General features: G+C 56.7%; 21 protein-coding genes and 5 tRNA genes. 19 read left to right on the top strand and 7 right to left on the bottom strand.

What is annotated here, in order from left to right; translation table 11 throughout:
- Positions 1-58 precede the first annotated feature (58 nt).
- The gene (gene lgt / locus DBR44_RS05310; protein ID WP_124642753.1) at positions 59-910 is read right to left on the bottom strand and encodes a prolipoprotein diacylglyceryl transferase; all 852 of its coding nucleotides are present in this window, start codon (positions 908-910) and stop codon (positions 59-61) included.
- Positions 911-1,108: 198 nt separating this feature from the next.
- On the opposite strand from lgt, the gene ilvD reads away from it, so the two are divergent.
- From ilvD to DBR44_RS05265, 9 genes are all read left to right on the top strand, one after another.
- Positions 1,109-2,962, top strand: coding sequence for a dihydroxy-acid dehydratase (gene ilvD, locus DBR44_RS05305; RefSeq protein ID WP_124642751.1), 1,854 nt, complete (start codon positions 1,109-1,111; stop codon positions 2,960-2,962).
- A gap of 84 nt (positions 2,963-3,046) precedes the next feature.
- Positions 3,047-3,433, top strand: coding sequence for a nuclear transport factor 2 family protein (locus DBR44_RS05300; protein WP_124642749.1), 387 nt, complete (start codon positions 3,047-3,049; stop codon positions 3,431-3,433).
- A gap of 24 nt (positions 3,434-3,457) precedes the next feature.
- On the top strand, positions 3,458-4,096 hold the full coding sequence (yfcF, locus tag DBR44_RS05295) for a glutathione transferase (RefSeq protein WP_124642747.1): 639 nt from the start codon (positions 3,458-3,460) through the stop codon (positions 4,094-4,096).
- Between the two features lie 749 nt (positions 4,097-4,845).
- Positions 4,846-5,952 carry a hypothetical protein gene (locus DBR44_RS05290; RefSeq protein ID WP_124642745.1) on the top strand — a complete coding sequence of 369 codons (1,107 nt, stop codon included), beginning with the start codon at positions 4,846-4,848 and terminating at the stop codon, positions 5,950-5,952.
- Between the two features lie 95 nt (positions 5,953-6,047).
- A complete protein-coding gene (glyA, locus tag DBR44_RS05285; RefSeq protein ID WP_124642743.1) occupies positions 6,048-7,295 on the top strand; it encodes a serine hydroxymethyltransferase in 1,248 nt (415 codons plus the stop codon).
- Positions 7,296-7,444: 149 nt separating this feature from the next.
- A complete protein-coding gene (gene nrdR / locus DBR44_RS05280) occupies positions 7,445-7,903 on the top strand; it encodes a transcriptional regulator NrdR (RefSeq protein WP_103524666.1) in 459 nt (152 codons plus the stop codon).
- A 103-nt stretch (positions 7,904-8,006) separates the two neighbouring features.
- Entirely contained in the window at positions 8,007-9,116 is a 1,110-nt protein-coding gene (gene ribD, locus DBR44_RS05275) for a bifunctional diaminohydroxyphosphoribosylaminopyrimidine deaminase/5-amino-6-(5-phosphoribosylamino)uracil reductase RibD (RefSeq protein ID WP_124642741.1), read from the top strand.
- Between the two features lie 171 nt (positions 9,117-9,287).
- Complete coding sequence (locus DBR44_RS05270) at positions 9,288-10,019, top strand: hypothetical protein (RefSeq protein ID WP_199730978.1); 732 nt, start codon at positions 9,288-9,290, stop codon at positions 10,017-10,019.
- Positions 10,020-10,105: 86 nt separating this feature from the next.
- Entirely contained in the window at positions 10,106-11,596 is a 1,491-nt protein-coding gene (locus tag DBR44_RS05265; protein WP_124642739.1) for a carboxypeptidase M32, read from the top strand.
- Between the two features lie 72 nt (positions 11,597-11,668).
- On the opposite strand, the gene DBR44_RS05260 is transcribed toward DBR44_RS05265, so the two are convergent.
- Positions 11,669-12,526: an HDOD domain-containing protein gene (locus DBR44_RS05260; protein WP_124642737.1), complete on the bottom strand. Its 858-nt coding sequence runs from the start codon at positions 12,524-12,526 to the stop codon at positions 11,669-11,671.
- Positions 12,527-12,667: 141 nt separating this feature from the next.
- Complete coding sequence (locus DBR44_RS05255; protein ID WP_124642735.1) at positions 12,668-13,540, bottom strand: alpha/beta fold hydrolase; 873 nt, start codon at positions 13,538-13,540, stop codon at positions 12,668-12,670.
- Between the two features lie 203 nt (positions 13,541-13,743).
- Here DBR44_RS05255 and DBR44_RS05250 point away from each other — a divergent pair, with 203 nt between their 5' ends.
- Together DBR44_RS05250 and DBR44_RS05245 are read left to right on the top strand one after the other, a co-directional pair.
- Positions 13,744-14,616, top strand: coding sequence for a GyrI-like domain-containing protein (locus DBR44_RS05250; RefSeq protein ID WP_124642733.1), 873 nt, complete (start codon positions 13,744-13,746; stop codon positions 14,614-14,616).
- Between the two features lie 13 nt (positions 14,617-14,629).
- Positions 14,630-15,115, top strand: coding sequence for a GyrI-like domain-containing protein (locus DBR44_RS05245; RefSeq protein ID WP_124642731.1), 486 nt, complete (start codon positions 14,630-14,632; stop codon positions 15,113-15,115).
- 80 nt (positions 15,116-15,195) lie between these two features.
- Here the strand turns inward: DBR44_RS05245 and guaB are convergent, their stop codons facing one another.
- The gene (gene guaB, locus DBR44_RS05240; RefSeq protein ID WP_124642729.1) at positions 15,196-16,659 is read right to left on the bottom strand and encodes an IMP dehydrogenase; all 1,464 of its coding nucleotides are present in this window, start codon (positions 16,657-16,659) and stop codon (positions 15,196-15,198) included.
- Here guaB and DBR44_RS05235 point away from each other — a divergent pair.
- The 8 genes from DBR44_RS05235 to DBR44_RS05200 all read left to right on the top strand — a co-directional run bounded on the left by DBR44_RS05235 (position 16,649) and on the right by DBR44_RS05200 (position 20,239).
- Positions 16,649-17,239, top strand: coding sequence for a DUF4124 domain-containing protein (locus DBR44_RS05235; RefSeq protein WP_124642727.1), 591 nt, complete (start codon positions 16,649-16,651; stop codon positions 17,237-17,239). The two genes, guaB and DBR44_RS05235, sit on opposite strands and share 11 nt — an antisense overlap.
- On the top strand, positions 17,239-19,044 hold the full coding sequence (gene uvrC / locus DBR44_RS05230; protein WP_124642725.1) for an excinuclease ABC subunit UvrC: 1,806 nt from the start codon (positions 17,239-17,241) through the stop codon (positions 19,042-19,044). Before DBR44_RS05235 ends, uvrC begins: the two co-directional genes overlap by 1 nt.
- 24 nt (positions 19,045-19,068) lie before the next feature.
- On the top strand, positions 19,069-19,650 hold the full coding sequence (gene pgsA, locus DBR44_RS05225; protein ID WP_124642723.1) for a CDP-diacylglycerol--glycerol-3-phosphate 3-phosphatidyltransferase: 582 nt from the start codon (positions 19,069-19,071) through the stop codon (positions 19,648-19,650).
- Between the two features lie 89 nt (positions 19,651-19,739).
- Positions 19,740-19,815 (top strand) — tRNA-Gly (locus DBR44_RS05220).
- Positions 19,816-19,843: 28 nt separating this feature from the next.
- Positions 19,844-19,919 (top strand) — tRNA-Gly (locus DBR44_RS05215).
- Positions 19,920-19,945: 26 nt separating this feature from the next.
- Positions 19,946-20,021, top strand: a tRNA-Gly gene (locus DBR44_RS05210).
- 26 nt (positions 20,022-20,047) lie between these two features.
- Positions 20,048-20,123, top strand: a tRNA-Gly gene (locus DBR44_RS05205).
- 42 nt (positions 20,124-20,165) lie between these two features.
- Positions 20,166-20,239 (top strand) — tRNA-Cys (locus DBR44_RS05200).
- Positions 20,240-20,534: 295 nt separating this feature from the next.
- Here DBR44_RS05200 and DBR44_RS05195 read toward each other — a convergent pair.
- From DBR44_RS05195 to DBR44_RS05185, 3 genes are all read right to left on the bottom strand, one after another.
- Entirely contained in the window at positions 20,535-23,045 is a 2,511-nt protein-coding gene (locus DBR44_RS05195) for a fimbria/pilus outer membrane usher protein (protein WP_124642721.1), read from the bottom strand.
- A gap of 45 nt (positions 23,046-23,090) precedes the next feature.
- Positions 23,091-23,822, bottom strand: coding sequence for a molecular chaperone (locus tag DBR44_RS05190; RefSeq protein ID WP_124642719.1), 732 nt, complete (start codon positions 23,820-23,822; stop codon positions 23,091-23,093).
- A gap of 94 nt (positions 23,823-23,916) precedes the next feature.
- Complete coding sequence (locus DBR44_RS05185) at positions 23,917-24,471, bottom strand: fimbrial protein (protein ID WP_124642717.1); 555 nt, start codon at positions 24,469-24,471, stop codon at positions 23,917-23,919.
- Positions 24,472-24,581 lie beyond the last annotated feature (110 nt).

Genomic DNA, 24,581 nt, shown 5'->3' with positions numbered 1-24,581 from the left:
CTGGCTTTCTGGATAAAGCGATGGTGGCAGACGAAAAGCTGCCAGCGGCAATTATAGCCTAGCGTGGCTGGCGCTTGCCGAACAACAGCAGCAAAGCCACGCCGATGACGATCATCGGCAGGCTCAGCCACTGGCCCATGCTGATGGTGTAGGAGTGGCCAAAAATCCCGGCATCCGGGTTGCGGAAAAACTCGCTGACAAAACGCGCCAGACCGTAACCAATCAGGAACACCGCCGACACCTGGCCACGGGCGCGCGGCTTGCTGCTGTAGATCCACAGCACGGCAAACAGGGCGATGCCTTCCAGCAAAAACTCATACAGCTGCGAGGGATGGCGCGGCAGCGCGCCGTACTGCATCAGCATGTTCAGCAGGTCGGACGAAGTCTGGCCCTCGGCCAGATCATTGGCCCTGGCGGAAGGGAAGAGCATGGCCCACGGCAGGTCGGGGCTGGCCACGCGGCCCCACAGCTCGCCATTGATGAAGTTGCCGATACGCCCGGCCGCCAGCCCCAGTGGTACCAGCGGGGCGATGAAGTCGGTCAGCTCCCAGAAGCTGCGCTGCTGTTTGCGGGCAAACAGCGCCATGCCTATCAGGACCCCCAGGAAACCGCCGTGGAAGGACATGCCACCCTTCCACACCATGAAGATTTCCGCCGGATGGCTGAAGTAATAGGCAGGCTCGTAAAACAGCACCTCGCCCAGCCGGCCGCCGATGACCACGCCGAGCACGCCATACATCAGCAGGTCATCCAGCAGTTTTGCGGTAAGAAAAGCATGGCCCTGGCGGATGCGGTAATTGCCCAGCAGCAGGAACAGGCCAAAGCCCAGCAGGTACATCAGGCCATACCAGTGAATGGCCAGCGGGCCCAGGTGAATGGCGACGGGGTCAAACTGCGGATGAACGATCATTTGTCAGGTCGGTGCGTTTGCGGTAAAAGAATATGGACGAAATTATACGGAATGCGTTCCGCCGCGTCCTGTCATTACCGTGACAGAATGTGGCCAGCCCGATCCTGCGGCACCCCGGAGAGGGCAGACCTGCCTGCAACACAGGCACGGTCAGCGGCAATGTGCTCTGCAAGCATCTGATCATCAAGGAAACAAGACATGCCCCAATACCGTTCCAAAACCTCTACCGCCGGTCGCAACATGGCGGGTGCCCGCGCCCTGTGGCGCGCCACCGGCATGAAAGACGAGGATTTTGGCAAGCCCATCATCGCCATCGCCAACAGTTTCACCCAGTTTGTGCCCGGTCATGTCCACCTGCACAATATGGGGCAGTTGGTTGCACGTGAAATCGAACGCGCCGGCGGTGTGGCCAAGGAATTCAACACCATCGCCATCGATGACGGCATCGCCATGGGCCATGGCGGCATGCTGTACAGCCTGCCCAGCCGCGACCTGATCGCCGACAGCGTGGAATACATGGTGAATGCCCACTGTGCGGACGCGCTGGTGTGCATCTCCAACTGCGACAAGATCACCCCCGGCATGCTGATGGCCGCCATGCGCCTGAACATCCCGGTGATCTTCGTCTCCGGCGGCCCGATGGAAGCCGGCAAGGTGCAGTGGGGCAACGACATCCGCAAGCTCGACCTGGTCGACGCCATGGTGGAAGCGGCCAACAGCGCCATTTCCAATGAAGACGTGGAACGGGTGGAGCGCTCGGCCTGCCCGACCTGCGGTTCCTGCTCCGGCATGTTTACCGCCAACTCGATGAACTGTCTGACCGAGGCACTGGGTTTGTCGCTGCCGGGTAACGGCAGCCTGGTGGCCACCCATGCCGACCGCAAGGAGCTGTTCCTGCGCGCCGGCCGCATGATCGTTGACATCACCAAGCGTTATTACGAGCAGGACGACGCCAGTGTGCTGCCGCGTGCCATCGGCACCAAGCAGGCCTTTGAAAACGCCATGAGCCTGGACGTGGCCATGGGCGGTTCCACCAATACCGTGCTGCACCTGCTGGCTGCTGCCAGCGAAGCGGGTGTCGACTTCAAGATGGCCGACATCGACCGCATTTCGCGCTCGGTGCCCTGCCTGTCCAAGGTGGCCCCGGCCACACAGAAATATCATATGGAAGATGTGCACCGCGCCGGTGGCGTGGTGGCCATTCTGTCCGAGCTGGACCGTGCTGGCCTGATCCACCGCGATGTGCCCACCATCCATAGCAAGACGCTGGCCGAGGGGCTGGAAGCCTGGGACATCATGCGCCATGGCGAAGACAGCGAAGCCCGCCGCTTCTACCGTGCCGCACCGGGTGGCGTGCCGACCACCATCGCCTTCTCGCAATCCATGCGCTATCCCGGCGTGGATGATGACCGTGCCGAGGGCTGCATCCGCGACAAGGCCAATGCCTACTCGCAGGATGGCGGCCTGGCCGTGCTCTACGGCAATATCGCCGAGCGTGGCTGTATCGTGAAAACCGCCGGTGTGGATGACTCCATCCTCAAGTTCACCGGTCGTGCCCGCATCTTTGAAAGCCAGGATGACGCCGTTGCCGCCATTCTGGATGACCAGATCGTAGCCGGTGATGTGGTGGTGATCCGCTATGAAGGCCCGAAGGGTGGCCCGGGCATGCAGGAAATGCTCTATCCCACCAGCTATCTCAAGTCCAAGGGCATGGGCAAGGCCTGCGCCCTGCTGACCGATGGCCGTTTCTCCGGTGGCACTTCCGGCCTGTCCATTGGCCATGTGTCGCCAGAGGCAGCCGAAGGCGGTGCGATTGGTCTGGTGGAAGAGGGCGACACCATCGAGATCGACATCCCCAACCGCGGCATCCGTCTGGCCATCAGCGACGAGGCACTGGCTGCCCGCCGCGCCGCCATGGAAGCCTGTGGCCGCGATGCCTGGAAGCCGGTTGATCGCCAGCGCCCGGTCAGCGCCGCCCTGCGTGCCTACGCCGCCATGACGACCAGCGCGGATACCGGTGCAGTGCGCGACGTGACCCAGGTAGAAAAATAAGCGGACTGCCCGCTACATTGGACAGAAACGGCAGCCACGGCTGCCGTTTTTTTAGCGCCAACCACTAACAGGAAAATACCCGGCATGGCCGAAACACTGCATTCATCCCCGGAAATGGTAGTCCAGCAACAGCTGGATGCCTATAACGCGCATGATCTGGAGGCCTGGCTGGCTACCTATGCGGCAGATGCCTGTCAGTATCAGCACCCGGCCACCTTGCTGGCACGTGGTCATGCCGAGATTCGCCAGCGAGCCATCGCCCGTTTCGCCGAGCCCGATCTGCATGCGCAGCTGCTGCATCGTCAGGTACTGGGTCAGGTGGTGATTGACCACGAAATGGTCAGGCGCAATTTTGCCGAAGGCCCAGGCTATATCGAGCTGCTGTGCCTGTATACCGTGGAAGAAGGCAAGATAAGCAGCGCCAGCTTTGTCGCGGGGCCTGTGCAACTAGACCAGGCCCAACCTGCTTGACGCCACCGCCGGAGGAGATCACCGATGAACAGCCACGCTGCACTGCATCTTACCGTTGATGCCCAGTACTGCAGCCCGTATGCCATGTCGGTGTATGTGGCGCTGCAGGAAAAGCAGCTGCCCTTTACCCTGTCGACGCTGGATCTGGATGCCGGGGCCAACCATGCGCCGGCCTATGCCTTCAGCTCGCTGACCGCACGGGTTCCCGCCCTGCAGCATGGAGATTTTGTGCTGAGTGAATCCACTGCCATCACCGAGTATCTGCAGGACAACTTCACCGGTCCGGCGCTGTATCCGCAGCAGGCCCAGGACAAGGCGCGGGCGCGGCAAATCCAGGCCTGGTTGCGCAGTGATTTGCTGGCACTCAGACAAGAGCGCGACACGCTGGTGGTGTTTTATCGGCCTGTGAGCAAGCCCTTGTCGGATAGCGGCCAGCGCGCCGCCCACAAGCTGCTGCGTGTCGCCGAACAGTTGCTGTTGCCGGGGCGAGATCATCTGTTTGCGCAATGGAGTATTGTCGATGTGGATCTGTCGCTGATGCTCAACCGTCTGCGGCTCAATGGCGACGCCCTGCCGCAGCGGCTGGCAGACTATGCGGCCTTGCAGTGGCAGCGGCCATCCGTACGGCAGTGGCTGGAGCTGGAGCGTCCGGCGCTGGCCTAATGGTGCGCAGCAGGCGTGCTGTGTACTGCTTGCCACATGCGGGAAATGCGCTGTGTGGAATTTTCTACAAGTCAGAACTTAATTTCTTTGCCTCAGTCTCAACATTTCCAGTTTGGTCCCCAGGCTGGATTCCCCGATCAACAGCGCAATTCCCGCTGTTTTACCTTGCTAGCTCAGCAAGACCGAACATTTCCGCATGTTCGGTTTTTCTTTTTTGTCACAATTTGAACTTGTATACAGTGTATGTTTCATTTGCTGCAGCAGATTGCGCAAATTCGAACATGCCAATGTGCATTCCAATGTCCTGGCATCGCAGTGGCTTTGCGCGTGTGCAGTGTGGGGCATGACAGGGCCGTCATGGCTGCCAGCGTGATTCTTAATAAGAAGGGGAATAGTATCGCCAGTATAAAAAATCTTTAATAACATTGTGTTATGTAGATTTTTCCTGGGCTTGGCTGACGAATGGACAAAAAAATGCGCGGTGCCGTGAGGCCCGCGCCAAGTCTACAAAGGAGAAATAGAGGAGAAACTATCAAGAAGCAATTGCTGCATCTCAACGAGTACGGATTATCCGGATGTCGCGCTCGGGTGTCAACATCCGTATTTTCGAAAAGCTAAAAAATATCCGTTTCTGTCGCTAATTAGCACATGCTTATGTTTGAAAGTGAAAGTCAAGCGCTTGCTTGGTGAGCCGGGTGCGGCTGATTGTGCGACAATATGGCCTTTCCCGATTTCAGCAGGATGACATGATGTCGCAGCCGCTTCTCACTCTTCCGGACCCGCGCCAGTACCACCCGCCGGTGTCGCTGACCAATATGCTGATCCACAACGCGCTGTCGGTGCAAAACGCCACGAGCGATGCCGACCGCGAGCTGTGGTTTGTCGCCATTCGCGATGCCATGGCGCAAATGCTGCAGCGTGGCGAATTGCTCTCCATTTCGGTCGCATTGGCGATGGTGCCGTCGCAAGACACTTATAAGATTGTCTGGGATGCGTTGCGTGCTGCGGTGGAACAGCCGGATGGCCGTCGTGCTCACCTGTTTGCCCTGCCGCTGGTGCTGGTGGCTGGCAGCAAGAATCAGGCGACGCTGCCGGCGCAGATTGCTGATGAAGATGGCCTGAATGCCTTGTTGCGCCAGCACGGCGTGCTGAGTTCGGACGGCGAGGCCCGCGTGTTCGGCCAGCTCTTGCATCCGGACAGTGTGGTGGCCATGGATGCGGCCAAGCTCTACCGCCTGACCCGCGAACTGGATTCGGCTGCCCCCCTGGCTGGCGAAGCGCTGGAGGGTGCGGCCATTACCCTGAAGGAAGAGGGCGTATTCCTGCGCTACCTGCTGGGTGTGGCGATTCAGCAGCCGGGCGATGCCGCACCGGTCCAGCTGGGAGGTGCCGTGGGAGCCTGGGGCATGCTCTTGATGAAATTCCTGGGCGAGCAGCTGCACACCGATGGCGTGACGCTGTTCCCCATCGCCCGTCCGCCCCTGCCGGTGATGCAGGCGCTGGTGGCTGGCAATTTCGCCCGTTTCGAGGTGGCTTTGCAGGTATTTGCCAGCAGCCAGATCCGTCGTTTGCGCGAGCTGTCGAAAGACCCGGTGGCGATTCTGTCCGCTCATGATAACGGTGAGCTGCATATCACGCTGTCGGCCGAAGGCGACGAGCGTAACTGGGAAGCCTTTGTCTGGCCGCTGGCGGCCATGGACAATGTGGCACTGATTGAATCGAACTTCCGCGAACTGATGGCGGAATGCCGGGTGCGCGATGTGCATGTGCTGCCGGCGGTTTACCCGGAAAGTCGTGATGGCATTCCGCTGTTCTTTACCGCAGACGACTTGCCGCAGTTGAACGGGCAGGCCTGAAGCGGCGCTGGTAAAAACGCTTCATGTGAAAATGTTTCAGAGGGCGATTCGTGTAGAATGGCCTCATCGTTAACCCTTTGATGGAAGAGTCAAAGATGTTTGCAGCTGACCAGACGATTGCCAAGTTCGACCCGGAATTGGCCGCCGCTATCAAGGCCGAGTGCCAACGCCAGGAAGATCATATTGAACTGATCGCTTCCGAAAACTATACCAGCCCCGCAGTCATGGAAGCCCAGGGCTCCCAGCTGACCAACAAGTACGCCGAAGGCTACCCGGCCAAGCGTTTCTACGGTGGCTGTGAACACGTGGATGTGGTCGAGCAACTGGCCATCGACCGTGTGAAGCAACTGTTCGGTGCCGAATACGCCAACGTGCAGCCGCACTCCGGCAGCCAGGCCAACCAGGCGGTGTACTTCTCCATCCTGAAACCAGGCGATACCGTAATGGGCATGAACCTGGGCCATGGTGGTCACCTGACCCACGGCTCCCCGGCCAACCTGTCCGGCAAGATGTTCAACATCGTGGCCTACGGTCTGAACGAGCAGGAAGAAATCGACTACGACGACATGGAACGCGTAGCGATGGAAACCAAGCCCAAGCTGATCATTGGCGGTGCTTCTGCCTACGCCCTGCGCTTCGATTTCGAACGCATGGGTCAGATCGCCAAGAAGTGCGGTGCTTACTTCATGGTCGACATGGCGCACTATGCCGGCCTGATCGCCGCTGGTGTGTACCCGAATCCGGTGCCGTACGCCGACTTCGTGACCTCCACCACCCACAAGACCCTGCGTGGTCCGCGTGGCGGCATCATCCTGGCCAAGGCCGAGTTCGAGAAGAGCATCAACAGCAACGTCTTCCCGACCCTGCAGGGCGGCCCGCTGATGCATGTGATTGCCGGCAAGGCCATCGCTTTCAAGGAAGCGCTGCAACCGGAATTCAAGGTGTATCAGGAACAAGTGCTGAAGAACGCCGATGCCATGGCCCGTGCCCTGGCCGAGCGCGGTCTGCGCATCATCTCCGGTCGTACCGAAAGCCATGTCTTCCTGGTGGACCTACGTCCCAAGGGCCTGACCGGCAAGGCTGCCGACGCGCTGCTGGGCCGTGGTCACATCACGGTCAACAAGAACGCCATTCCGAATGACCCGGAAAGCCCGTTCGTGACCTCCGGCATCCGTATCGGTTCGCCGGCCATCACCACCCGTGGCTTCAAGGAAGCCGAGGCGGTCATGGTGGCTAATCTGGTTGCCGATGTACTGGATAATCCGACTGACGATGCAGCCATCGCCCGTGTTGCCGAACAAGCAACCGCGCTGTGCCACCGTTTCCCGGTTTACGCCAAGTAAGCGCAACACTGATTGCCAGAAAGGCAGCCTGTGGGCTGCCTTTTTTCTTATCTGCGGCAAATCAAGGCGGCTTTACTGTTGCAGGCATTAACCTGTCTGATCTTTGCTGATACCATCAGACCTCATCAAACATACTGGATTGACACGTCATGAAATGTCCTTTCTGTGGCAATGCCGATACTCAGGTCATCGACTCCAGAGTCAGCGAGGACGGTGCCAGCATTCGTCGCCGTCGTCGTTGCCTGGCCTGCGAAAAGCGCTTCACGACATTTGAAACCGCTGATGTGCGCATGCCGCAGGTGGTGAAATCCGGCGGCCATCGTTCCGAGTTCGATATCGAGAAGGTGCGCACCAGTTTCCTGCGCGCCCTGCACAAGCGTCCGGTGCCTACTGCACTGGTAGATGATGCCATCGACCGCATCTGTCACAAGCTGCTGCAACTGGGCGAGCGCGAAGTCTCCAGCCGCCAGATCGGCGAAATGGTGATGAACGAACTGGCCAAACTGGACAAGGTCGCCTACGTGCGTTTTGCCTCGGTTTATCGCAGCTTCCAGGATATCTCCGAGTTTTCCGACGCCATCAAGGAAATCCAGAAGTCCAATCATTGAACAAGGACAGGCCAGCCCGCTGCGGCGGGCCTGTTTTCCGTTGCCGGTCGCTGGCGCTATACGGCGTGGCGCGGCCATACTCATTCCGCTGGAAGGTTGCTTGATGTCGTCGTTTTCCCCGCAAGATCATGTGTTCATGCAGCAGGCCCTGCGCCTGGCCGAAGCCGCAACCCGCCGTGCCGCACCCAATCCCGGCGTAGGTTGTGTACTGGTACGTGATGGCCAGATCATCGGTGAAGGGGCAACCTTGCAGGTCGGTGGGGATCATGCCGAAATTCAGGCAATCAAGGATTGTCTGGCGCGCGGTAACACCCCTCGCGGCGCTACCGCCTACGTGACACTGGAACCCTGCAGTCATCACGGCCGCACCCCGCCTTGTGCCGAACGGCTGATACAGGAAGGGTTGGCGCGGGTGGTGGCGGCCATGGTCGATCCTTACCATGAAGTGTCCGGCCGCGGCCTGGCCATGCTGCGTGCAGCCGGCATCGATGCCCGTGCCGGACTGCTGGAAACCGAGGCGCGCCGGGTGCATCGCGGTTTTCTGTCGCGGGTGGAGCGCCAACGCCCCTGGGTCACGCTGAAAGCAGCGGCCACGCTGGATGGCAAGACGGCCTTGCTCAATGGCAAAAGCCAATGGATTACCGGCCCGGCGGCCCGTCATGATGTGCAAAAGCTGCGCGCCCGCCACTGTGCCATCCTCACCGGTAGCGGTACGGTACTGGTCGACAATCCGCAGCTGACGGTACGCGATTTCATCCTGCCGCAGCAGCCCTTGCGCGTGGTGCTGGATAGCCGGCTGGTCACCCCGCCGGATCGGCGCATATTCCATGGTGGCAATACCCTGCTGGTCACCAGCAGTGCCGACCTGGCCCGTCATCAGCCTTATCTGCAGCGTGGTGCCGAGCTGATGGTGCTGCCGGAAGATGCCGGTCATGCCAATCTGCCGATGTTGATGCGCCATCTGGCTGAGCGCGGCATCAATGAATTGATGATAGAAGCGGGTGCTGGTCTGAACGGTGCCCTGGTGCGGGCTGGTCTGGTTGACGAAGCCATTCTGTATCTCGCTCCAGCGCTGGTCGGCAGTACGGCACAGGGCCTGTTTGCCTGGCCGGCGCTGGAAGACCTTGCCGACAAGCAGCAGGTAAAAATTCAGGATGTACGCATGGTAGGGGCGGATATCCGCATCAACATGACATTTGCCGCGCCTCTGTGACCCGCACAGGCAAGGCTGCAGCGGATATCAGGCTGGCTGAACAGGCTGGCTTGTTCCACAATGAAGCAGTGTATTCATTGCTCCGGCTGCCGCCTGGCACGGGTGTGGTGAAACACAAGACTGGCGGTAGCCGCCAGTATCGGCCTGGGCTGCTAGCATGAGTAGACAACAATGACTGACTCAGCCTCATCACTTCCCGCCATGGACACGGTCGGCTTGCAGCAGGCGCTGGATGCCTATCTGCGCCTTATCATGCGCCAGGGGGCGGCCGAACAGGTGCTGGACGAGCGGCGGCAATTGCTGGATCAACTGCTGCCACTATTGGAAGGGGTAACACGCGATGCCCATTCCTTCCGGCGCGTGGTGGAGCGCTTTGTCGGCAGCTGTGCCGTGATCGACCGCGTCACGGCGTTAACCTGCGCGCGCGAGTTCTATTATTTCTGGCTGGGTGATGTGAAAAAGCTGGTGGAAATTACCGCCCGCTCCGGCTTTACCACGCGCAATGTCCGGCTGGAGATGGCCGACTCACTGGCCTCGCTGCTGGAGCGCATGCAGCGCCAGGGCTTCGATGCCTTTCCGCCCTCGCTGGAAATCTATCTGGGCAAACTGTTCGAGGATGGCATGGCGGAAGCCGACATTCACGAACGCGAAATGCTGCTCAAGGGCATGCTGTTCCTGCTGTCCGGGCAACCTTACCGGCCAGACAGCTTCCGCATGGTGGTCGATGCCATGCTGTTGCACCTGAACGATAGCCGCAACAAAAAAGCCTTCGTGCAACTGGCGCGCGAATACTTCTACTATTGGCTGTCTTTCCCGCCGGCGCACGAACGTATACATCTGGCAGAGGAGGCAGCTCAACCCATCAGCCTGCTCCAGCCGGGCAGTACCACGCGCCAGCGCTGAGCGCACACCACTTTTGCTGTCCCCGGCTGGATTTGCCGGGCAGCGGCGTGGCATCATGCTCCCACTCATCTCTTGCAGGAGCACGCATGTCCCAGCCTTCGGCCTACCAGTCCCTCGTTGCCAGCTTTACCCGGCTTTACCGTTACGAACATCTTTCCGCCATGGTCAGCTGGGATCAGGCCACCATGATGCCGCCCAAGGGGAATGACGCGCGGGCCGCGGCGCAGGCCGAGCTGGATGTGCTGATGCACGCCACCCTGACCGACCCCGCACTGGCCGAGCAATTGCAGCGGACTGAGCAGGAAGACCTCAGCCTGCAAGAGCGCGCCAGCCTGCGCGAAATGCGCCGGGAATGGCAACGTGCCAATCTGCTGCCCGCCACGCTGGTGGAGGCACAAGCACTGGCAGGGGCGCGTTGCGAACATGCCTGGCGCAGCCAGCGCACAGCCAATGACTGGGCTGGATTTCTGCAGAATTTCCGCGAAGTGGTGGCGCTGTCGCGCCAGGAAGCCCGGCTACTGGCCGAGGCGCAAGGTTGCAGCCCCTACGATGCCTTGATGAACAAATACGAGCCGGGTATGCAGAGTGCCGATATCGACCGCATATTCGGCGAGGTGAAGCAGTGGCTGCCGGGCTTGATTGCGCAGGTCATGGCCAAGCAGGGCAGCGAACCCCTGCTCTTGCCGCAGGGCAGTTTTCCAGTGGAGCAGCAGCGTCAGCTGGGGCTGGCCGTGATGCAACGCTTGGGTTTCGATTTTGACGGGGGGCGGCTGGATGTCAGCGTTCATCCTTTCTGCGGTGGTGTCGCGGAAGACGTGCGCATCACCACGCGCTATCGCGAAGACGATTTCATGCAAAGCCTGATGGGTATCATCCATGAAACCGGCCATGCCCGTTACGAACAGGGCTTGCCGCGTGACATACTGCATTTGCCAGTAGGGCGTGCTCGCTCCATGGGCATTCATGAAAGCCAGAGTCTGTCTTTCGAGATGCAGCTGGGGCGCAGCCCGGCCTTCCTCAGCCTGATTGCACCGCTGGTCGGCCAATATCTGGGCGAGCAGCCGGCCTTGTTCGCCGAAAACCTCGCTGGGCTGTACAGCCGGGTCCATCCGGGTTTTATCCGGGTCGATGCCGACGAACTGTGCTACCCGGCACACGTCATCCTGCGCTATGAAATCGAAAAAGCCCTGATGGAAGGCGAGATCGAGGCCGAGGATATTCCGGCGCTGTGGGACGAGAAAATGCAGGCTTATCTGGGGGTGGATACCCGTGGTAATTACCGTCAGGGTTGTTTGCAGGATATTCACTGGACGGATGGCAGCTTTGGCTACTTCCCCAGCTATACGCTGGGTGCCATGTATGCGGCGCAGTATTTCGCCGTGATGCGGCGTGACACGCCGGATCTGGATCAGCGCATTGCCGCAGGTGATCTGGCGGTGGTGTTTGACTGGCTGCAGCAGCATATCTGGAGCCAGGCCAGCTTGCATGACACCAACGAGCTGGTGCAGCGTGCCACCGGAGAAAGCTTGAATCCGGCTTACTTCCATGCCCATTTGCAGGCGCGCTATCTGGGTTAGTGCCCGGCTGCTGACATGAAAAAACCGCGGCCATTGTGGCGCGCGGTTTTTTTATGGCGAGAGGCCGGGCGTTTAGCCAGCGACGGCCAGCTCCAGATGCATGGCATCCACCCAGTCTTCAAATTCCACGTCCGACATGCCCAGATAGTTCAGCACTTCGTCCTTGCGTGCCTCCCAGCCGGCATCTTCCTTGCCCGGTGTCAGCGTGCGCCAGACATGGCGCGCCGCCCGGGTGACCGCCACCATCATGCGGCCATCATGATCCAGTGGTGCATCCGGCCCGGTGCTCATGACCGTGTCGTCGTTCTGCATCAGGATCGCTTTGGCAAAGTTCTCCGGCATGTTCCAGCTGCGGGCCACCAGGTAGCCAACCACGTCATGGCGAGTGCCATGCAGCTCTTGCTCAACCAGGCCAACCCGGTCGTCGCTGGCCATTTCTGTCAGCCGCAGGGTGCGATGGTAAGTGGGGTAGCGCATCAGCATGAGGGCTATGCCGCAGCTGTGAAACAGGGCAAAGCTCTGGCAGTCATCCGGTACATGCACGATCTTGTCGCATAGTGCGGCGCTGATCGCGGCAATCTGCAAGGTGTTATCCCAGAATTGCTCTAGCGCCGGTGGTGTTTCTGCTGTCAGCCGGGTACGCAGTACCAGACCGCTGACCAGGCTGATCACATTTTTCACGCCCAGCAGGCTGATGGCCTGATGGATGGAGGTAATGTGGCGGCCACGGCCAAGAATGGGGGTGTTGGCCGCCTTGAGCATGGCGACGCACAGGGCCAGGTCTTCGCTGATGATGTCGTCCAGCTTTTGCAGCGTGACATCCGGGTCATTGCGCAGTCCCAACAGCTTGTCCAGCACATCCGGACGCGGGGGAATAACCAAATTTTTCAGGAGCTCGTCACGCTCGTCGGTACTGATCAGTGGCGTCATGCTGGATGCTATCAGGAGATAATTTGCGTTCAGTTTATCAGCCTTCCTGCCAAGCGTTAGGCCATCTTATAGGCTATCCGCTAAATTTTGACCGCACGCAAACGCGTATGGACCAGGTCTTCAATCGGGCCTGGTTTCAGCTTAAATCAGGAAAGGCTGAATCACCTCTGCCAGCGCTGTCGGTTGCTCCCACTGGATCATGTGGCCGGCGTTGGCAATCACGTTTTCCTGCAGCCGGGCAAAGCAGGCACGCCGCTCCGGCAGGGTGTCCAGCACACCTTTGGCCATGGGATGGTCCCACATATCGCCGCCCATGACCCATTGCACCGGCGCGCTGATGCGCTGCCAACAGCACTTGGCTTCTTCCAGCCGGTACAGCACCGGGTTGACCATCTTGTGGCGTGGATCAGCACGGTAGACCAGCTGGCCGTCATCCTGCTCACGCGTCAGCATGGAGGCCAGCCAGTGCGCCCGCGATGCATCCAGGCGCGGGTTGCGTTCAATCAGCTTGCTGGCAACAGCTTCCAGCTGGCCCAGTGGGTTGAATGCGGGAGCGTCACGCCGCTCGCGCAACCAGCGGGCATAGCGGCCGGGTGCTTCGGCCGGACGGGTGGCATTCAAGCCAAAGCCTTCCACCAGCGACAGGCGTTCGATGCGTTCCGGGCGTACACCGGCATAGATGCCGGCAATCATCGCCCCCATGCTGTGTCCCAGTAGCCGGACCGGCTGGCCGGGGGAGAGATGCTGCAGCAGGGCATCCAGATCGGCCAGGTAGTCGGGAAAGTAATAGCTGCCGCTATTCCAGTCGCTGTCGCCAAAGCCGCGCCAGTCAGGCGCTACGACATGCCAGTGCCCGGGCAGGGCATCGATGAGGAACTGGAAAGTGGCCGAGCTATCCATCCAGCCATGCAGCATGATCAGCAAGGGGGCCGCAGGCTCACCCCAGTGGCGCAGATGGTAACGGTGCTGGTTCAGGCTGATGAATTGGCTACGGCTGGGTTGAACAAGGGGCATGGCGAGCTAATCGTCTGGGTTGGGCAGGGGCTTAGTGTACGGAAAAAGCAGGGCGTACTCACCATCAACGGTAGACGAAGGGCGCTGCCGCCTGCATGACAGGGGAGGGGCTGCAGGAGACATTCGGGCGGAATGTGCATCGTGCTGGCGAGGCAGGCTAGAATCGCAAAATCGATCAATGCATCTCACCTAGACTGTCCGTCATGAGCAAACCCTATCGCCAGCACGGCCCCGGTACCCTGTATTCGCAACGCTTGATGCGCGCACTGGATTATCTGTGGCGGCATCTGGATCAGCCTGTCTCGCTGGAGCGGCTGGCCGAGGAGGCCTGCTTCTCGCCCTACCACTTTCATCGCTTGTTTCATGCGCTGATGGGCGAGACGCTAAGCCAGAGCCGGCAGCGCATGCTGTTGCACCGTGCTGCTGGCGAACTGGCTGCGGGCCGGCGAGCACTTCCGGTGATTTCCAGCCGCGCCGGTTATGGCAGCAGTGCCGCTTTTGTGCGGGCCTTTGGCAAGCACTACGGCGAGACGCCCGGGCGTTATCGCCAGCGCCGTTTGCTCATTTCCGCCACTTCACAGGAGCGTGTCATGCACAGCGTCAGCATCATCTTGTTACCCGCCATGCCAGTATTGCAGCGGCATCATCGGGGGCCGTATATGGGGATAGGGCAGGCTTTCGATGCCCTGCATGCCTTGGTGGGGCCCATGCCGGCTGGAGGTGAACCCTTGCAGGTGTTCGGCCAGTATCTGGATGATCCGGATGAGGTGGCAGCGGCCGATTTGCGTTCCATCGCCAGTGTCAGCCTGCCTGCCGGATTCAGCCTGAGTGATGCAGCGCTGGCGGCCCAGGGATTTTCCCATGGTGAAATCCCGGCCAGCCGTTATGCTTGCCTGGAGCATGTGGGCCCGTATGCCGAGCTGAAAACGGCATGGGATCAGTTGTATCGCCACTGGTTGCCGCAAAGCGGCGAGGAGCCCGCCGACCTGCCTTGCCTCGAGCAGTATCTGAACTCCCCTTACAATACGCCGCCCACTCAGCTGCGCAGCCGTCTGCTGCTGGCCTTGCAAGATTAAACCGGAGCCCGCCATGTATCAGGTAGAAATCATCCATTACCAACAGCCGCTGCCGGTGCTGATGAAACCGCATCTGGGGCCTTATTCTGGCATTGCTGCTGCTTTTGCCGCCTTGCGCACGCTGTTGCAGCAGCATGCGGCTGGCCCGCAAACCTTGCGGGCATTCGGTCAATATCTGGATGACCCGGCCACCGTTGCACCGCAGACGCTGCGTGCGGCGGCTTGCCTCACGCCGCCACCGGTTTTGCGCTTGTCAGAGGAAGAGCTGGGTGCAATGGGATTTGTCCATGGAGAGCTGGCGGCAGGGCGCTATGCCAGCATTGTGCATCAGGGGCCTTATCAGGGACTGGCAGAGGGCTGGAACTGGCTGCTGCAAGAGTGGCTGCCCGCCAGTGGTGAGCAGTTTGGCCTGCGGCCCCTGTTGGACGAGGCACTGAATGCGCCATTCAACACGCCGCCAGCGCTGTTGCGCACGCGCTTGCTACTGCCGCTGGCCTGAGCGTTGGCCACAAAAAAGCCCGTGTCTTGCGACGCGGGCTTTTGATCGTCAAGCGGTCGAGGACCGGCTTTGACTGAGGATTAACGCGAAACGTGGTAGTTCGGCGCTTCCTTGGTGATTTGCACATCATGCACATGCGATTCCTGCATGCCGGCGGAGGTGATTTCCACGAAGCCAGCCTTTTCATGCATTTCATCGATGTTGGCGCAGCCCAGGTAACCCATGGAGGAGCGCAGGCCGCCCATCAACTGATGGATGACGGCAGCGATCGGGCCCTTGTACGGTACGCGACCTTCAATGCCTTCCGGCACGAACTTGTCGGCAGCGTTGGAGCTGTCCTGGAAGTAGCGGTCAGCTGAACCCTGGCTCATCGCACCCAGCGAGCCCATACCACGGTAGGACTTGTAGGAACGGCCCTGATACAGCTCGACTTCGCCCGGTGCTTCTTCGGTACCGGCGAACATGCCACCCAGCATCACGCAGTTGCCACCCGCGGCCAGCGCCTTGGAAATGTCACCGGAGAAGCGGATGCCGCCGTCGGCGATCATCGGCACGCCAGTGCCTTTCAGTTCTTCGGAAACATTATGGATGGCGGTCAGTTGCGGAACACCTACGCCAGCCACGATACGGGTGGTGCAGATGGAGCCGGGGCCAATGCCCACTTTCACGCCATCGGCACCGGCTTCAACCAGTGCACGCGCGGCAGCGGCGGTGGCGATGTTGCCGCCAATCACGTCCACCTGCGGGTAGGTCTGCTTGACCCAGCGTACGCGGTCGATCACGCCCTGGCTGTGGCCGTGAGCCGTATCCACCACGATCACGTCCACGCCGGCAGCCACCAGCGCGGCAACGCGCTGTTCGGTATCGCCACCGGTGCCAACTGCAGCACCCACACGCAGACGACCCTGATTGTCCTTGTTGGCGCTCGGGTGTTCGCTGGTCTTGATGATGTCCTTGACGGTGATCAGACCCTTCAGCTCCCACTGGTCGTTGATGACCAGCACACGCTCCAGGCGGTGGGTATGCATCAGCTCGCGGGCTTCGTCGATGCTGGCACCTTCCTTGACGGTAATCAGGCGCTCACGCGGCGTCATGATCGAGCCGACAGTCTGTTCCAGACGGGTTTCGAAACGCAGGTCACGGTTGGTGACGATACCCACAACCTTGCCGTTTTCGATCACCGGCAGGCCGGAAATCTTGTGTTGGCGGGTCAGCAGCACCAGATCGCGCACCAGCATGTCAGGTGCGATGGTGATCGGGTCTTTGACCACGCCGCTTTCGTGGCGTTTTACCTTGGACACTTCCGCAGCCTGTTTGTCGGCCGACATATTCTTGTGAATGATGCCAATACCACCTTCCTGCGCCATGGCAATGGCCAGCCCGGATTCGGTAACCGTATCCATGGCAGCAGAAACCAGCGGCAGGTTCAGCGTGATATTGCGGGAGAGTTTGGTAGAGAGGACTACGTCGCGCGGCAGAACTTCAGAATGGGCCGGGACGAGGAGAACGTCGTCGAAAGTATAGGCTTTCTCGATGATACGCATCTGGCGTTTCCTTTGCGGCAAAGCGGCATTATACCGAGACTATAGAAGTGTTGCAAAAAATGCTGTCGCTTGTTTTTGCGATCAGCGTGCCGACACCGTACAATCAGCGTGTTTCAGCTTAGGACACCAAAGAATGAAAACCCGCGCGATTCTGAGTGTGCTTGTTGCATTTTTGCTATCGGCCCCGGCCCCGGCCCCGGCCATGGCCGAGGTCTACCAGTATGTCGATGCCAACGGCAAAACCGTGTTTTCCGATCAGCCGCCGCCGGGAGCCAGGGCCAAGCAGCTGAATGTACGGGCATCGGCAGCCGCGTCTGCGCCAGTCAAAGCCTCCAAGACGACCGCACTGAGCGATGTTGAAAAGAAAAACGCCGAGATTGATGCTGAAAACGCCAAGGTAAAAGAGCAGAACAAAAAAACAGCGCAGGAAAATTGCAAGAACGCACGCAATAACCTGGCTGCGCTGCAGCAAGGCGGCCGGGTCAAGATGCCGGGTAGTAATGCCCTGGCAACGGACAGCCAGCGCAGCGAATTATTGCAAGCAGCCCAGCAAAATGTAGCCAGCTGGTGTAACAAGTAGTGTCTGCCAGCGTATTCGATTACAAGTCGGTACTGGCCAGCCTTCCGAATTTGCCCGGCGTCTATCGCATGTTCGATACGTCGGGCAATGTGCTTTATGTGGGCAAGGCCATCGATCTGAAAAAGCGGGTCAGTTCCTACTTCCAGAAAAGCGATCTGTCACCGCGCATCCAGTTGATGGTGCGGCAGATCGCCAACATCGAAACCACGGTGACCCGTTCGGAAGCCGAAGCGCTGATTCTGGAAAACAACCTGATCAAGGCGCTGGCCCCCAAGTACAACATCCTGTTTCGGGATGACAAGTCCTATCCCTACCTGATGCTGACCGGCCATGACTACCCGCAAATGGCTTATTACCGTGGCGAGCTGAAAAAGCCACATCAGTACTTTGGTCCTTATCCCAATGGCTATGCGGTGCGGGAAAGCATACAGATCCTGCAAAAAGTATTCCGCTTGCGTACCTGTGAAGATGCGGTCTTCGCCAATCGCTCCCGCCCCTGTCTGCTCTACCAGATCAAGCGCTGCTCTGGCCCCTGTGTCGAACATGTTTCGGCCGAGGATTACCGCAGCGATGTGCAAAGTGCAGTGGCTTTTCTGCAAGGCAGGCAAAGCGAACTGATCGACACCCTGACTGCCCGCATGGAGCAGGCTGCCGAGCAGCTGGAGTTCGAACAGGCGGCAGAGTTGCGCGATCAGGTACAGGCGCTGAGCCGGGTGCAGGAAAAACAGTTTGTCTCCAGCAACTCCAGCCAGCTCGATTGCGATGTGGTGGCCGTGGCGGCGGAGGGCGGGCTGGTGTGCATCAATCTGGTGATGATTCGTGGCGGCCGTCACCTGGGGGACAAGAGTTTCTTCCCGCAGGGCGCGCAAGAGGAAGATGCCGGGGCCAACCTGGATGCCTTCCTCGCCCAGCACTATCTGGGCGCGCCCATGCCGCCGGTCATCATCTTCAATGGCGACGTGTCAGCGGCGCTGTGCCAAACGCTGGAAGAACAATCCGAACGCAAAGTACATCTGGTCAGCAATCCCATCAGCGAGCGCCGTGTATGGCTGGAAATGGCCGAGAAAAATGCCATGCTGACCATTCAGCAGCGCCACAGCAGCAAGGCCACCCAGCAGCATCGCGTGGCACAGCTTAACGAAGCGCTTGGGCTGGAGGGGGTAGAGCGGCTGGAATGCTTCGATATCAGCCACACCATGGGCGAAGCCACGGTGGCTTCCTGTGTGGTGTATGACAAGGAAAGCATGCAGCCCAGTCAGTATCGCCGTTTCAATATTGAAACCGCCAAGGCCGGTGACGACTATGCCGCCATGCGCGAAGTCCTGACGCGGCGTTACAGCAAGCTGGCGGCAGGCGAGGGCCTGTTGCCTGATGCCGTGCTGATTGATGGTGGCAAGGGCCAGGTCGGGGTTGCCGTAGAAGTATTTGCCGAACTGGGGCTGACCCTGCCCATCATCGGGGTGGCCAAAGGGGAAGAACGCAAACCCGGTCTGGAAACGCTCATCCTCCCTTATCAGCAAAAGACGCTACAATTGCGCAGTGATCATCCTGCCTTGCATCTGATCCAGACCATACGCGATGAAGCACACCGCTTTGCCATCACCGGCCATCGTGCCCGCCGTGCCAAGGCCCGGACCGCCTCCACGCTGGAGGATATTCCGGGGATTGGCGCCAAGCGTCGTCAGCAACTGCTGCTGAGGTTTGGCGGCTTGCGTGGTGTGGTGGCGGCCAGTGTGGATGAACTGGCGCTGGTGGATGGTATCAGCCGTACGCTGGCAGAAAAGATTTACCACGCGCTGCATTGAACAAAACATAACCAGATAATCCAGATGCCCTTCAATTTGCCGATCTTCCTTACCTGGCTCAGAGTCGCCCTGATACCGCTCTGCGTTGCCGTGTTTTTCCTGCCGGATACCGTGCTGCATGCCAGTGACCGCAATAATGTAGGGGCCATGATCTTTTTCCTCGCGGCCTGGACCGACTGGCTGGACGGGTTCCTGGCGCGCAAGCTGGGCCAAACCTCTGCCTTTGGTGCCTTTCTGGATCCGGTCGCCGACAAGCTAATCGTTGCTGCCGCGCTGATCCTGCTGGTCGAGATGGGGCGCACCCCCGGCTGGATGGCCATGATCATCATCGGTCGTGAAATCACCATCTCTGCCTTGCGTGAGTGGATGGCGGGGATGGGCAGCCGTGGCAGCGTGGCAGTGGCCTATATCGGCAAGCTGAAAACTGCGGCGCAGATGCTGGCTATTCTGCTATTGCTGTATGCCGGTCCGCTGTTGCCGGGGCTAGACAGCCTGCTGCTTGGAAATATTTTCATGGTGATCGCAGTAATTTTGACTTTGTGGTCAATGGTTTATTATCTGCGCATGGCTGCACGCGAGTTTTCCGGTAAAAAAATTGATGTGTGAAGTGTTGACAGGGTCCGAGAAACCCTTATAATTCGCACTCTCTCGACGCCACTTCGGTGGCAGACAAGAGAAGCAAAAGTAGTGTGAGTGCGGGAATAGCTCAGTTGGTAGAGCGCAACCTTGCCAAGGTTGAGGTCGCGAGTTCGAGCCTCGTTTCCCGCTCCAGCATCACTTTTGCCGCTGTAAATGCGACGCGGGAATAGCTCAGTTGGTAGAGCGCAACCTTGCCAAGGTTGAGGTCGCGAGTTCGAGCCTCGTTTCCCGCTCCACTACAGTTTAAGCAGTACCATGCGACGCGGGAATAGCTCAGTTGGTAGAGCGCAACCTTGCCAAGGTTGAGGTCGCGAGTTCGAGCCTCGTTTCCCGCTCCATTACAGTTCAAGCAGTACCATGCGACGCGGGAATAGCTCAGTTGGTAGAGCGCAACCTTGCCAAGGTTGAGGTCGCGAGTTCGAGCCTCGTTTCCCGCTCCACAATTCATCAGGCAGATATAACGCTGTCTGAATACAAGCTACGGCGCGGTAGCAAAGCGGTTATGCACCGGATTGCAAATCCGTGTAGGTCGGTTCGACTCCGGCCCGCGCCTCCAAATAAATCCTTGTAAATCAAGGTTGTAAACGCCCAGCTTAGTCTGGGCGTTTTCTATTTATCTTCCTGAAACGCATTCCGATATGACTTTATTGCCAGCGTAAATAGATCATACTGTGATTGCCCTGGTTTTCACCTATGCAGAAAAATAGCCCAACAGAGATTTAGTCCGTTGGGCTGTTTAGGCAAGCTTGGCCATCATCTTTACTTCTACACAAACCTGCAGTCAGTCTTGATATTTTTGTGCAGACCGTGGAGTAGGTGGTAGGAATATCTACCTACTGTACGACAATCCTTTATTTCCCAGTATTCAGTACAGTGCATTCGACTATTTTTATTTCATCTTTCTTTTGTTTTTCTATGTCGTAAGCAAGGTTACATGTTCTGTTTTCTGAGTATTTAACTACTAACTGACCAGAGCTATATTTCACTCGGGCAAATAGTTTGCCTGCCTGGCCAATTTCACCAACGGTATTTCCATCCTTGTCATATACACTGGCACCAAATGGTAGCGGCTGCCCATTGGAAAAACTGGTTTTGAAAAGTAATGGTATTCCTTTTTTTGTTTTGAATTTTGCCAATACCACAGAGCCACTACGTGGAACGACTTCGGTACTGGTATAGTCAAGCTCGACCCCGTCGCTCATGCTGCCAGTTTCCAGGAGTACGCTATTAATTCGATATGAAGACAATGATGGTAATAGAGCATATCCATCAGGGTTGATTTTAACGCCAATGCTAGGAGCGACTTGTGCTCCTTCAGCATCTTTGGCTTGAATAATAGCGGTGCTATCTCCAAGTGGCTGACCAAATAGAACAGTTCCTGCTGCGCCTACGACTGAGCCGGTCAATCCCAGTGACATTTGACTGGAGTTGTTACTGCTGCTAGCGCTGGCGCTGAGAATTCCATTACTTCCCTGATAGTTCAAGTTTCCAGCAATATTATTGTTTTCATTTTGCTGATTTTTATTATTGATAATGTTAACGCCGTAGCTGAGTTTCCTTTCCTCTCCAAGCGTTCCGTTCATATTCAGTTGGCTACTATTATTACCATTTGAGTCATGCTGAAAAGACGTACTGAATGTTTTTCCTTTGTCCAGATTGAAGTTTACAGTGAACATAATAGTATCAATGTTTTTTCCGTTAAAGTCAGTTTGTCTTCCGGCATTTAATCCTATATTTCCCCAGCGATATCCTTGTCTTATCCCCGCCTGGAATTGGCTGTTACTGCGCTGTGCCGCCCAGTAGCTTTGTGTCGAGCCACTGATGTAAGCCGAACTATTCGTACCAAATGTTTGATTGATGTTTATTTCTGCACGGCTACGTACGCGTGCATAGCCATCAATGAAACCTTGTGAGTTACTATAGTTCTCAATCTTATCTCGCGCATTTAATGCATCTTGTATATTTAAATAACCGGAAGTAGAGTAGCGATAAGCGGCTAATGTAACATTTGTTCCTGTATTGTAGAATAATTTGTTAAAACTGATGCGATAGGATTGACCAGTTAATGATTGGCTACCTAGTTGTGTATTTGATGTAGTCATGTCAAGACCGATTGCACCGGCACTTGTATTGAATACACTTCCTAATTGCAATGCTGTATAGCTATCACTAGCAGTCAGGCCGCTATTCATGGTTAACAGATTGGATAGGCCTCGCTGGTAAGTCAATTGCCCTAGCCATGGCTGGTTGTTGGTCAATTGGCGTACTTTGCCTAAGCTGAAACTGTAACGATCAGATCCTTCTCGCAAGGAGCGTGGTACTGCTGAAAATGGAACAAAAAATGTCGAACTCCGGCCATCCGCTTCGGTAACGGTTACTTGCAAGTCGCCATTATAGCTTGAAGGTGCAATGTCTTTTATTTCAAATGCACCTGGTGCAACAGTTGTTTCTGCAATAATATAGCCATTTTGTTTTATCGTTACTTTTGCATTGCTATTGGCAATACCACGTACGACAGGGGCATAGCCTGTGTCATTGATCGGTTTCATTCGCTCATCACTAACCAAGCGCATCCCGCGTAATGAAACGGAATCAAACAGGTCACCATCGGTAAAATTATCCCCAATAATCAGCTGGGATTTTAACGAGTCGATATCACGTTTTAGATAACTTTCAATGGGAGTGATGGATCTTCCGGATGTATTGTTCCAGCTGGCTGATGTGGTGTTGCGGAATTGCCAGCTGCCAATATTTACGCCTGATTTTGCTAGCAAATAGGCATTTTGTGCTGTATCTCCACTATTTTTTGCATAGTAGAAATTGCTGTTGTAATCCAATAGAAATGCAGGTAAGCCACTTTCCCATCTTTCGGGTGGTACATAGCCTTGTAACTGCTGTGACATATCTATTTGTGGAGCGCTAATGTTTAGTTGCAGATCATTGCTGTTGAATTCGTAGAAGGCATTTTTTATACGGTCAGCAATATCCACACATTCGTCGTCACCAGGTTCTGCTGCGATAGGTAGGCTTTCTGGTTTGACGCCAAATTCTAAAAGAAGCTCACGAGGCACGCAGGGTATTGCAGTATTTTTGCTGGATTTTTTGATGACTGTTAAGTCACGCCGGCCCTTTACAATTCCATTGATGCTCAAGTCAATACTATATGTACCATCGGGTAAGGTGTTTGAAGTGCCATATTTGCTAAAATCAAGGTTTTTTAACGACTCACCCCATAGCATACTTTTGTCAAAAGCCGGCGCTTGAGTGTTATCCTCGGCCTGAACTGATCGACTCATTGTTGCTAGTATGGCAGCGATAAGAAGGTAAGTTGGATTTCTATTGAATGGAGTGGTCGTGTTCACGTTGATTGCTCTGTAGTATGCATTTTATAATTAATGCATATTGTTTTATTCCCCGGTATTTGCAGTAAAGCTGCTTTGGCCACCGTAGTCATTGATAATGCTGAAATTAATACCTTGTTTTAATTCTGACTTGGAAGATTTTAGCTCATATTCTGTATCGCTATTCGGTGCCAGCATGGAGTTTTGGGGGGCTAGCTCTACGGTGCTATTTATATCTTTTGTTTTAATATTTATTACGCTGAATGTAATATAGTAGGGGCTATTATTTTTAATAATGGCAACCCATTTTCCATTTTTCTTTTCAACTTGCCAATTGAGCTTTTCGGTGGCATTTTCTGGTTTTATTGTTAGGTTATTTGGTCGAAAGAAGAATTTTATTCTGGTGCGTAAACCGATTCGTAGTTGATTTGGTGCATCGATGTTTTGGGGGATTTCCAATACATTTACCCAGAAAAGTGACTCCTTCTCTTCTGGTAATTTTTTCTCTGCAGTGTAACGCACGCGGATATTTTGACTTTTTTCAGGTGAAATAACTGAAATAGGGGGGGTGAGGATGAATGGTGCTGTAGTATTGTCTGGCGTATCTTTCGGATTGCCTTCATCGACCCAGCTTTGTACTAGCGATGCTTTTTTACCATTATTATTTATTGTGAAAGTAATTTCTCGCTTGTCTGCAGGGTAGATGATGCGGGTGCCATTGATAGAAGTATCGGCACTAGCTGGTGCTAGCCAGCCAGTAATGGAAATGAAGGTGCAATAAGTAATGAATTTTTTCATATGGTCCTCCCCGAGGTATTTTAATTTAAACAAGGAGGCCTTTATCAGCCTCCTTGTCTGTGTTACTAAATCTAGTTAGTTACTACTGATATTATTATTGGTATTGAATGGTGTAGTTGACCTTGCCGGCTACAGGACCTGCACCTGCGGCACCGGTGGCGTAGTATTTAGCTTGATAATTCAATGTAGCCGAGCCGCTGGTGATTGGGTAGGCAGTACCACTGCTGCCAATTGCGCCACTGCCGGCACCAATCGCAATAGGACTAGTGGAGGTCAGGTTGTAGAGCGCGATTTCCACATTTGATGCACCACCGGCAGCAGAATTGATCAGACGGCCAGCAGCATTAACATCGCCACTGTTTTCGAACCAGGCCGCGGCTTGAGTCGGGGCTGGGGAGCCGCCGGTACAACCGGTCAAGTTGATGGCAAATTGCGTGGTGCCTGCGGTGGCACCAGATGTTGCCAAGCTGCTTTTCGCTACGGTCGGCAGCGTAACGGTGCCGGTCGTGGTGCCACCAGCGGCGCTGATGGTGCAAGTAACCGCAGATACGGTACCGGTGAAATTGATGGTGCCATCAGCGGCTTGAGCTTGGGTGGCAATGCCTGCGAGCAGCAAGGTGGCGGATGCGGTGGTGAGCAGTTTTTTCATGGCTTAAGTCCTTGATGAAGGTGTGTTAACAACAAGCAGTGATTGCTTAGATGGCACTATCAACGATCGCGGACGCTAAGTAATTGAGAGCAATCTTTTTTGAAGCTAGG

The organism is Aquitalea sp. FJL05 (assembly GCF_003852595.1).
Classification (GTDB): Bacteria; Pseudomonadota; Gammaproteobacteria; order Burkholderiales; family Chromobacteriaceae; genus Aquitalea; species Aquitalea aquatilis.
This window is presented reverse-complemented; position numbering and strand designations above follow the sequence as displayed.

Excerpts from the sequence above, each read along its gene's own strand:
- yfcF (WP_124642747.1), top strand. The coding sequence starts at position 3,458 with ATGAACAGCCACGCTGCACTGCATCTTACCGTTGATGCCCAGTACTGC.
- nrdR (WP_103524666.1), top strand. The coding sequence starts at position 7,445 with ATGAAATGTCCTTTCTGTGGCAATGCCGATACTCAGGTCATCGACTCC.
- DBR44_RS05260 (WP_124642737.1), bottom strand. The coding sequence starts at position 12,526 with ATGACGCCACTGATCAGTACCGACGAGCGTGACGAGCTCCTGAAAAAT.
- DBR44_RS05265 (WP_124642739.1), top strand. The coding sequence starts at position 10,106 with ATGTCCCAGCCTTCGGCCTACCAGTCCCTCGTTGCCAGCTTTACCCGG.
- DBR44_RS05255 (WP_124642735.1), bottom strand. The coding sequence starts at position 13,540 with ATGCCCCTTGTTCAACCCAGCCGTAGCCAATTCATCAGCCTGAACCAG.
- DBR44_RS05290 (WP_124642745.1), top strand. The coding sequence starts at position 4,846 with ATGTCGCAGCCGCTTCTCACTCTTCCGGACCCGCGCCAGTACCACCCG.
- DBR44_RS05235 (WP_124642727.1), top strand. The coding sequence starts at position 16,649 with ATGATACGCATCTGGCGTTTCCTTTGCGGCAAAGCGGCATTATACCGA.
- glyA (WP_124642743.1), top strand. The coding sequence starts at position 6,048 with ATGTTTGCAGCTGACCAGACGATTGCCAAGTTCGACCCGGAATTGGCC.
- ilvD (WP_124642751.1), top strand. The coding sequence starts at position 1,109 with ATGCCCCAATACCGTTCCAAAACCTCTACCGCCGGTCGCAACATGGCG.
- DBR44_RS05270 (WP_199730978.1), top strand. The coding sequence starts at position 9,288 with ATGACTGACTCAGCCTCATCACTTCCCGCCATGGACACGGTCGGCTTG.
- lgt (WP_124642753.1), bottom strand. The coding sequence starts at position 910 with ATGATCGTTCATCCGCAGTTTGACCCCGTCGCCATTCACCTGGGCCCG.
- ribD (WP_124642741.1), top strand. The coding sequence starts at position 8,007 with ATGTCGTCGTTTTCCCCGCAAGATCATGTGTTCATGCAGCAGGCCCTG.
- guaB (WP_124642729.1), bottom strand. The coding sequence starts at position 16,659 with ATGCGTATCATCGAGAAAGCCTATACTTTCGACGACGTTCTCCTCGTC.
- DBR44_RS05300 (WP_124642749.1), top strand. The coding sequence starts at position 3,047 with ATGGCCGAAACACTGCATTCATCCCCGGAAATGGTAGTCCAGCAACAG.
- DBR44_RS05185 (WP_124642717.1), bottom strand. The coding sequence starts at position 24,471 with ATGAAAAAACTGCTCACCACCGCATCCGCCACCTTGCTGCTCGCAGGC.
- DBR44_RS05250 (WP_124642733.1), top strand. The coding sequence starts at position 13,744 with ATGAGCAAACCCTATCGCCAGCACGGCCCCGGTACCCTGTATTCGCAA.
- pgsA (WP_124642723.1), top strand. The coding sequence starts at position 19,069 with ATGCCCTTCAATTTGCCGATCTTCCTTACCTGGCTCAGAGTCGCCCTG.
- DBR44_RS05190 (WP_124642719.1), bottom strand. The coding sequence starts at position 23,822 with ATGAAAAAATTCATTACTTATTGCACCTTCATTTCCATTACTGGCTGG.
- DBR44_RS05245 (WP_124642731.1), top strand. The coding sequence starts at position 14,630 with ATGTATCAGGTAGAAATCATCCATTACCAACAGCCGCTGCCGGTGCTG.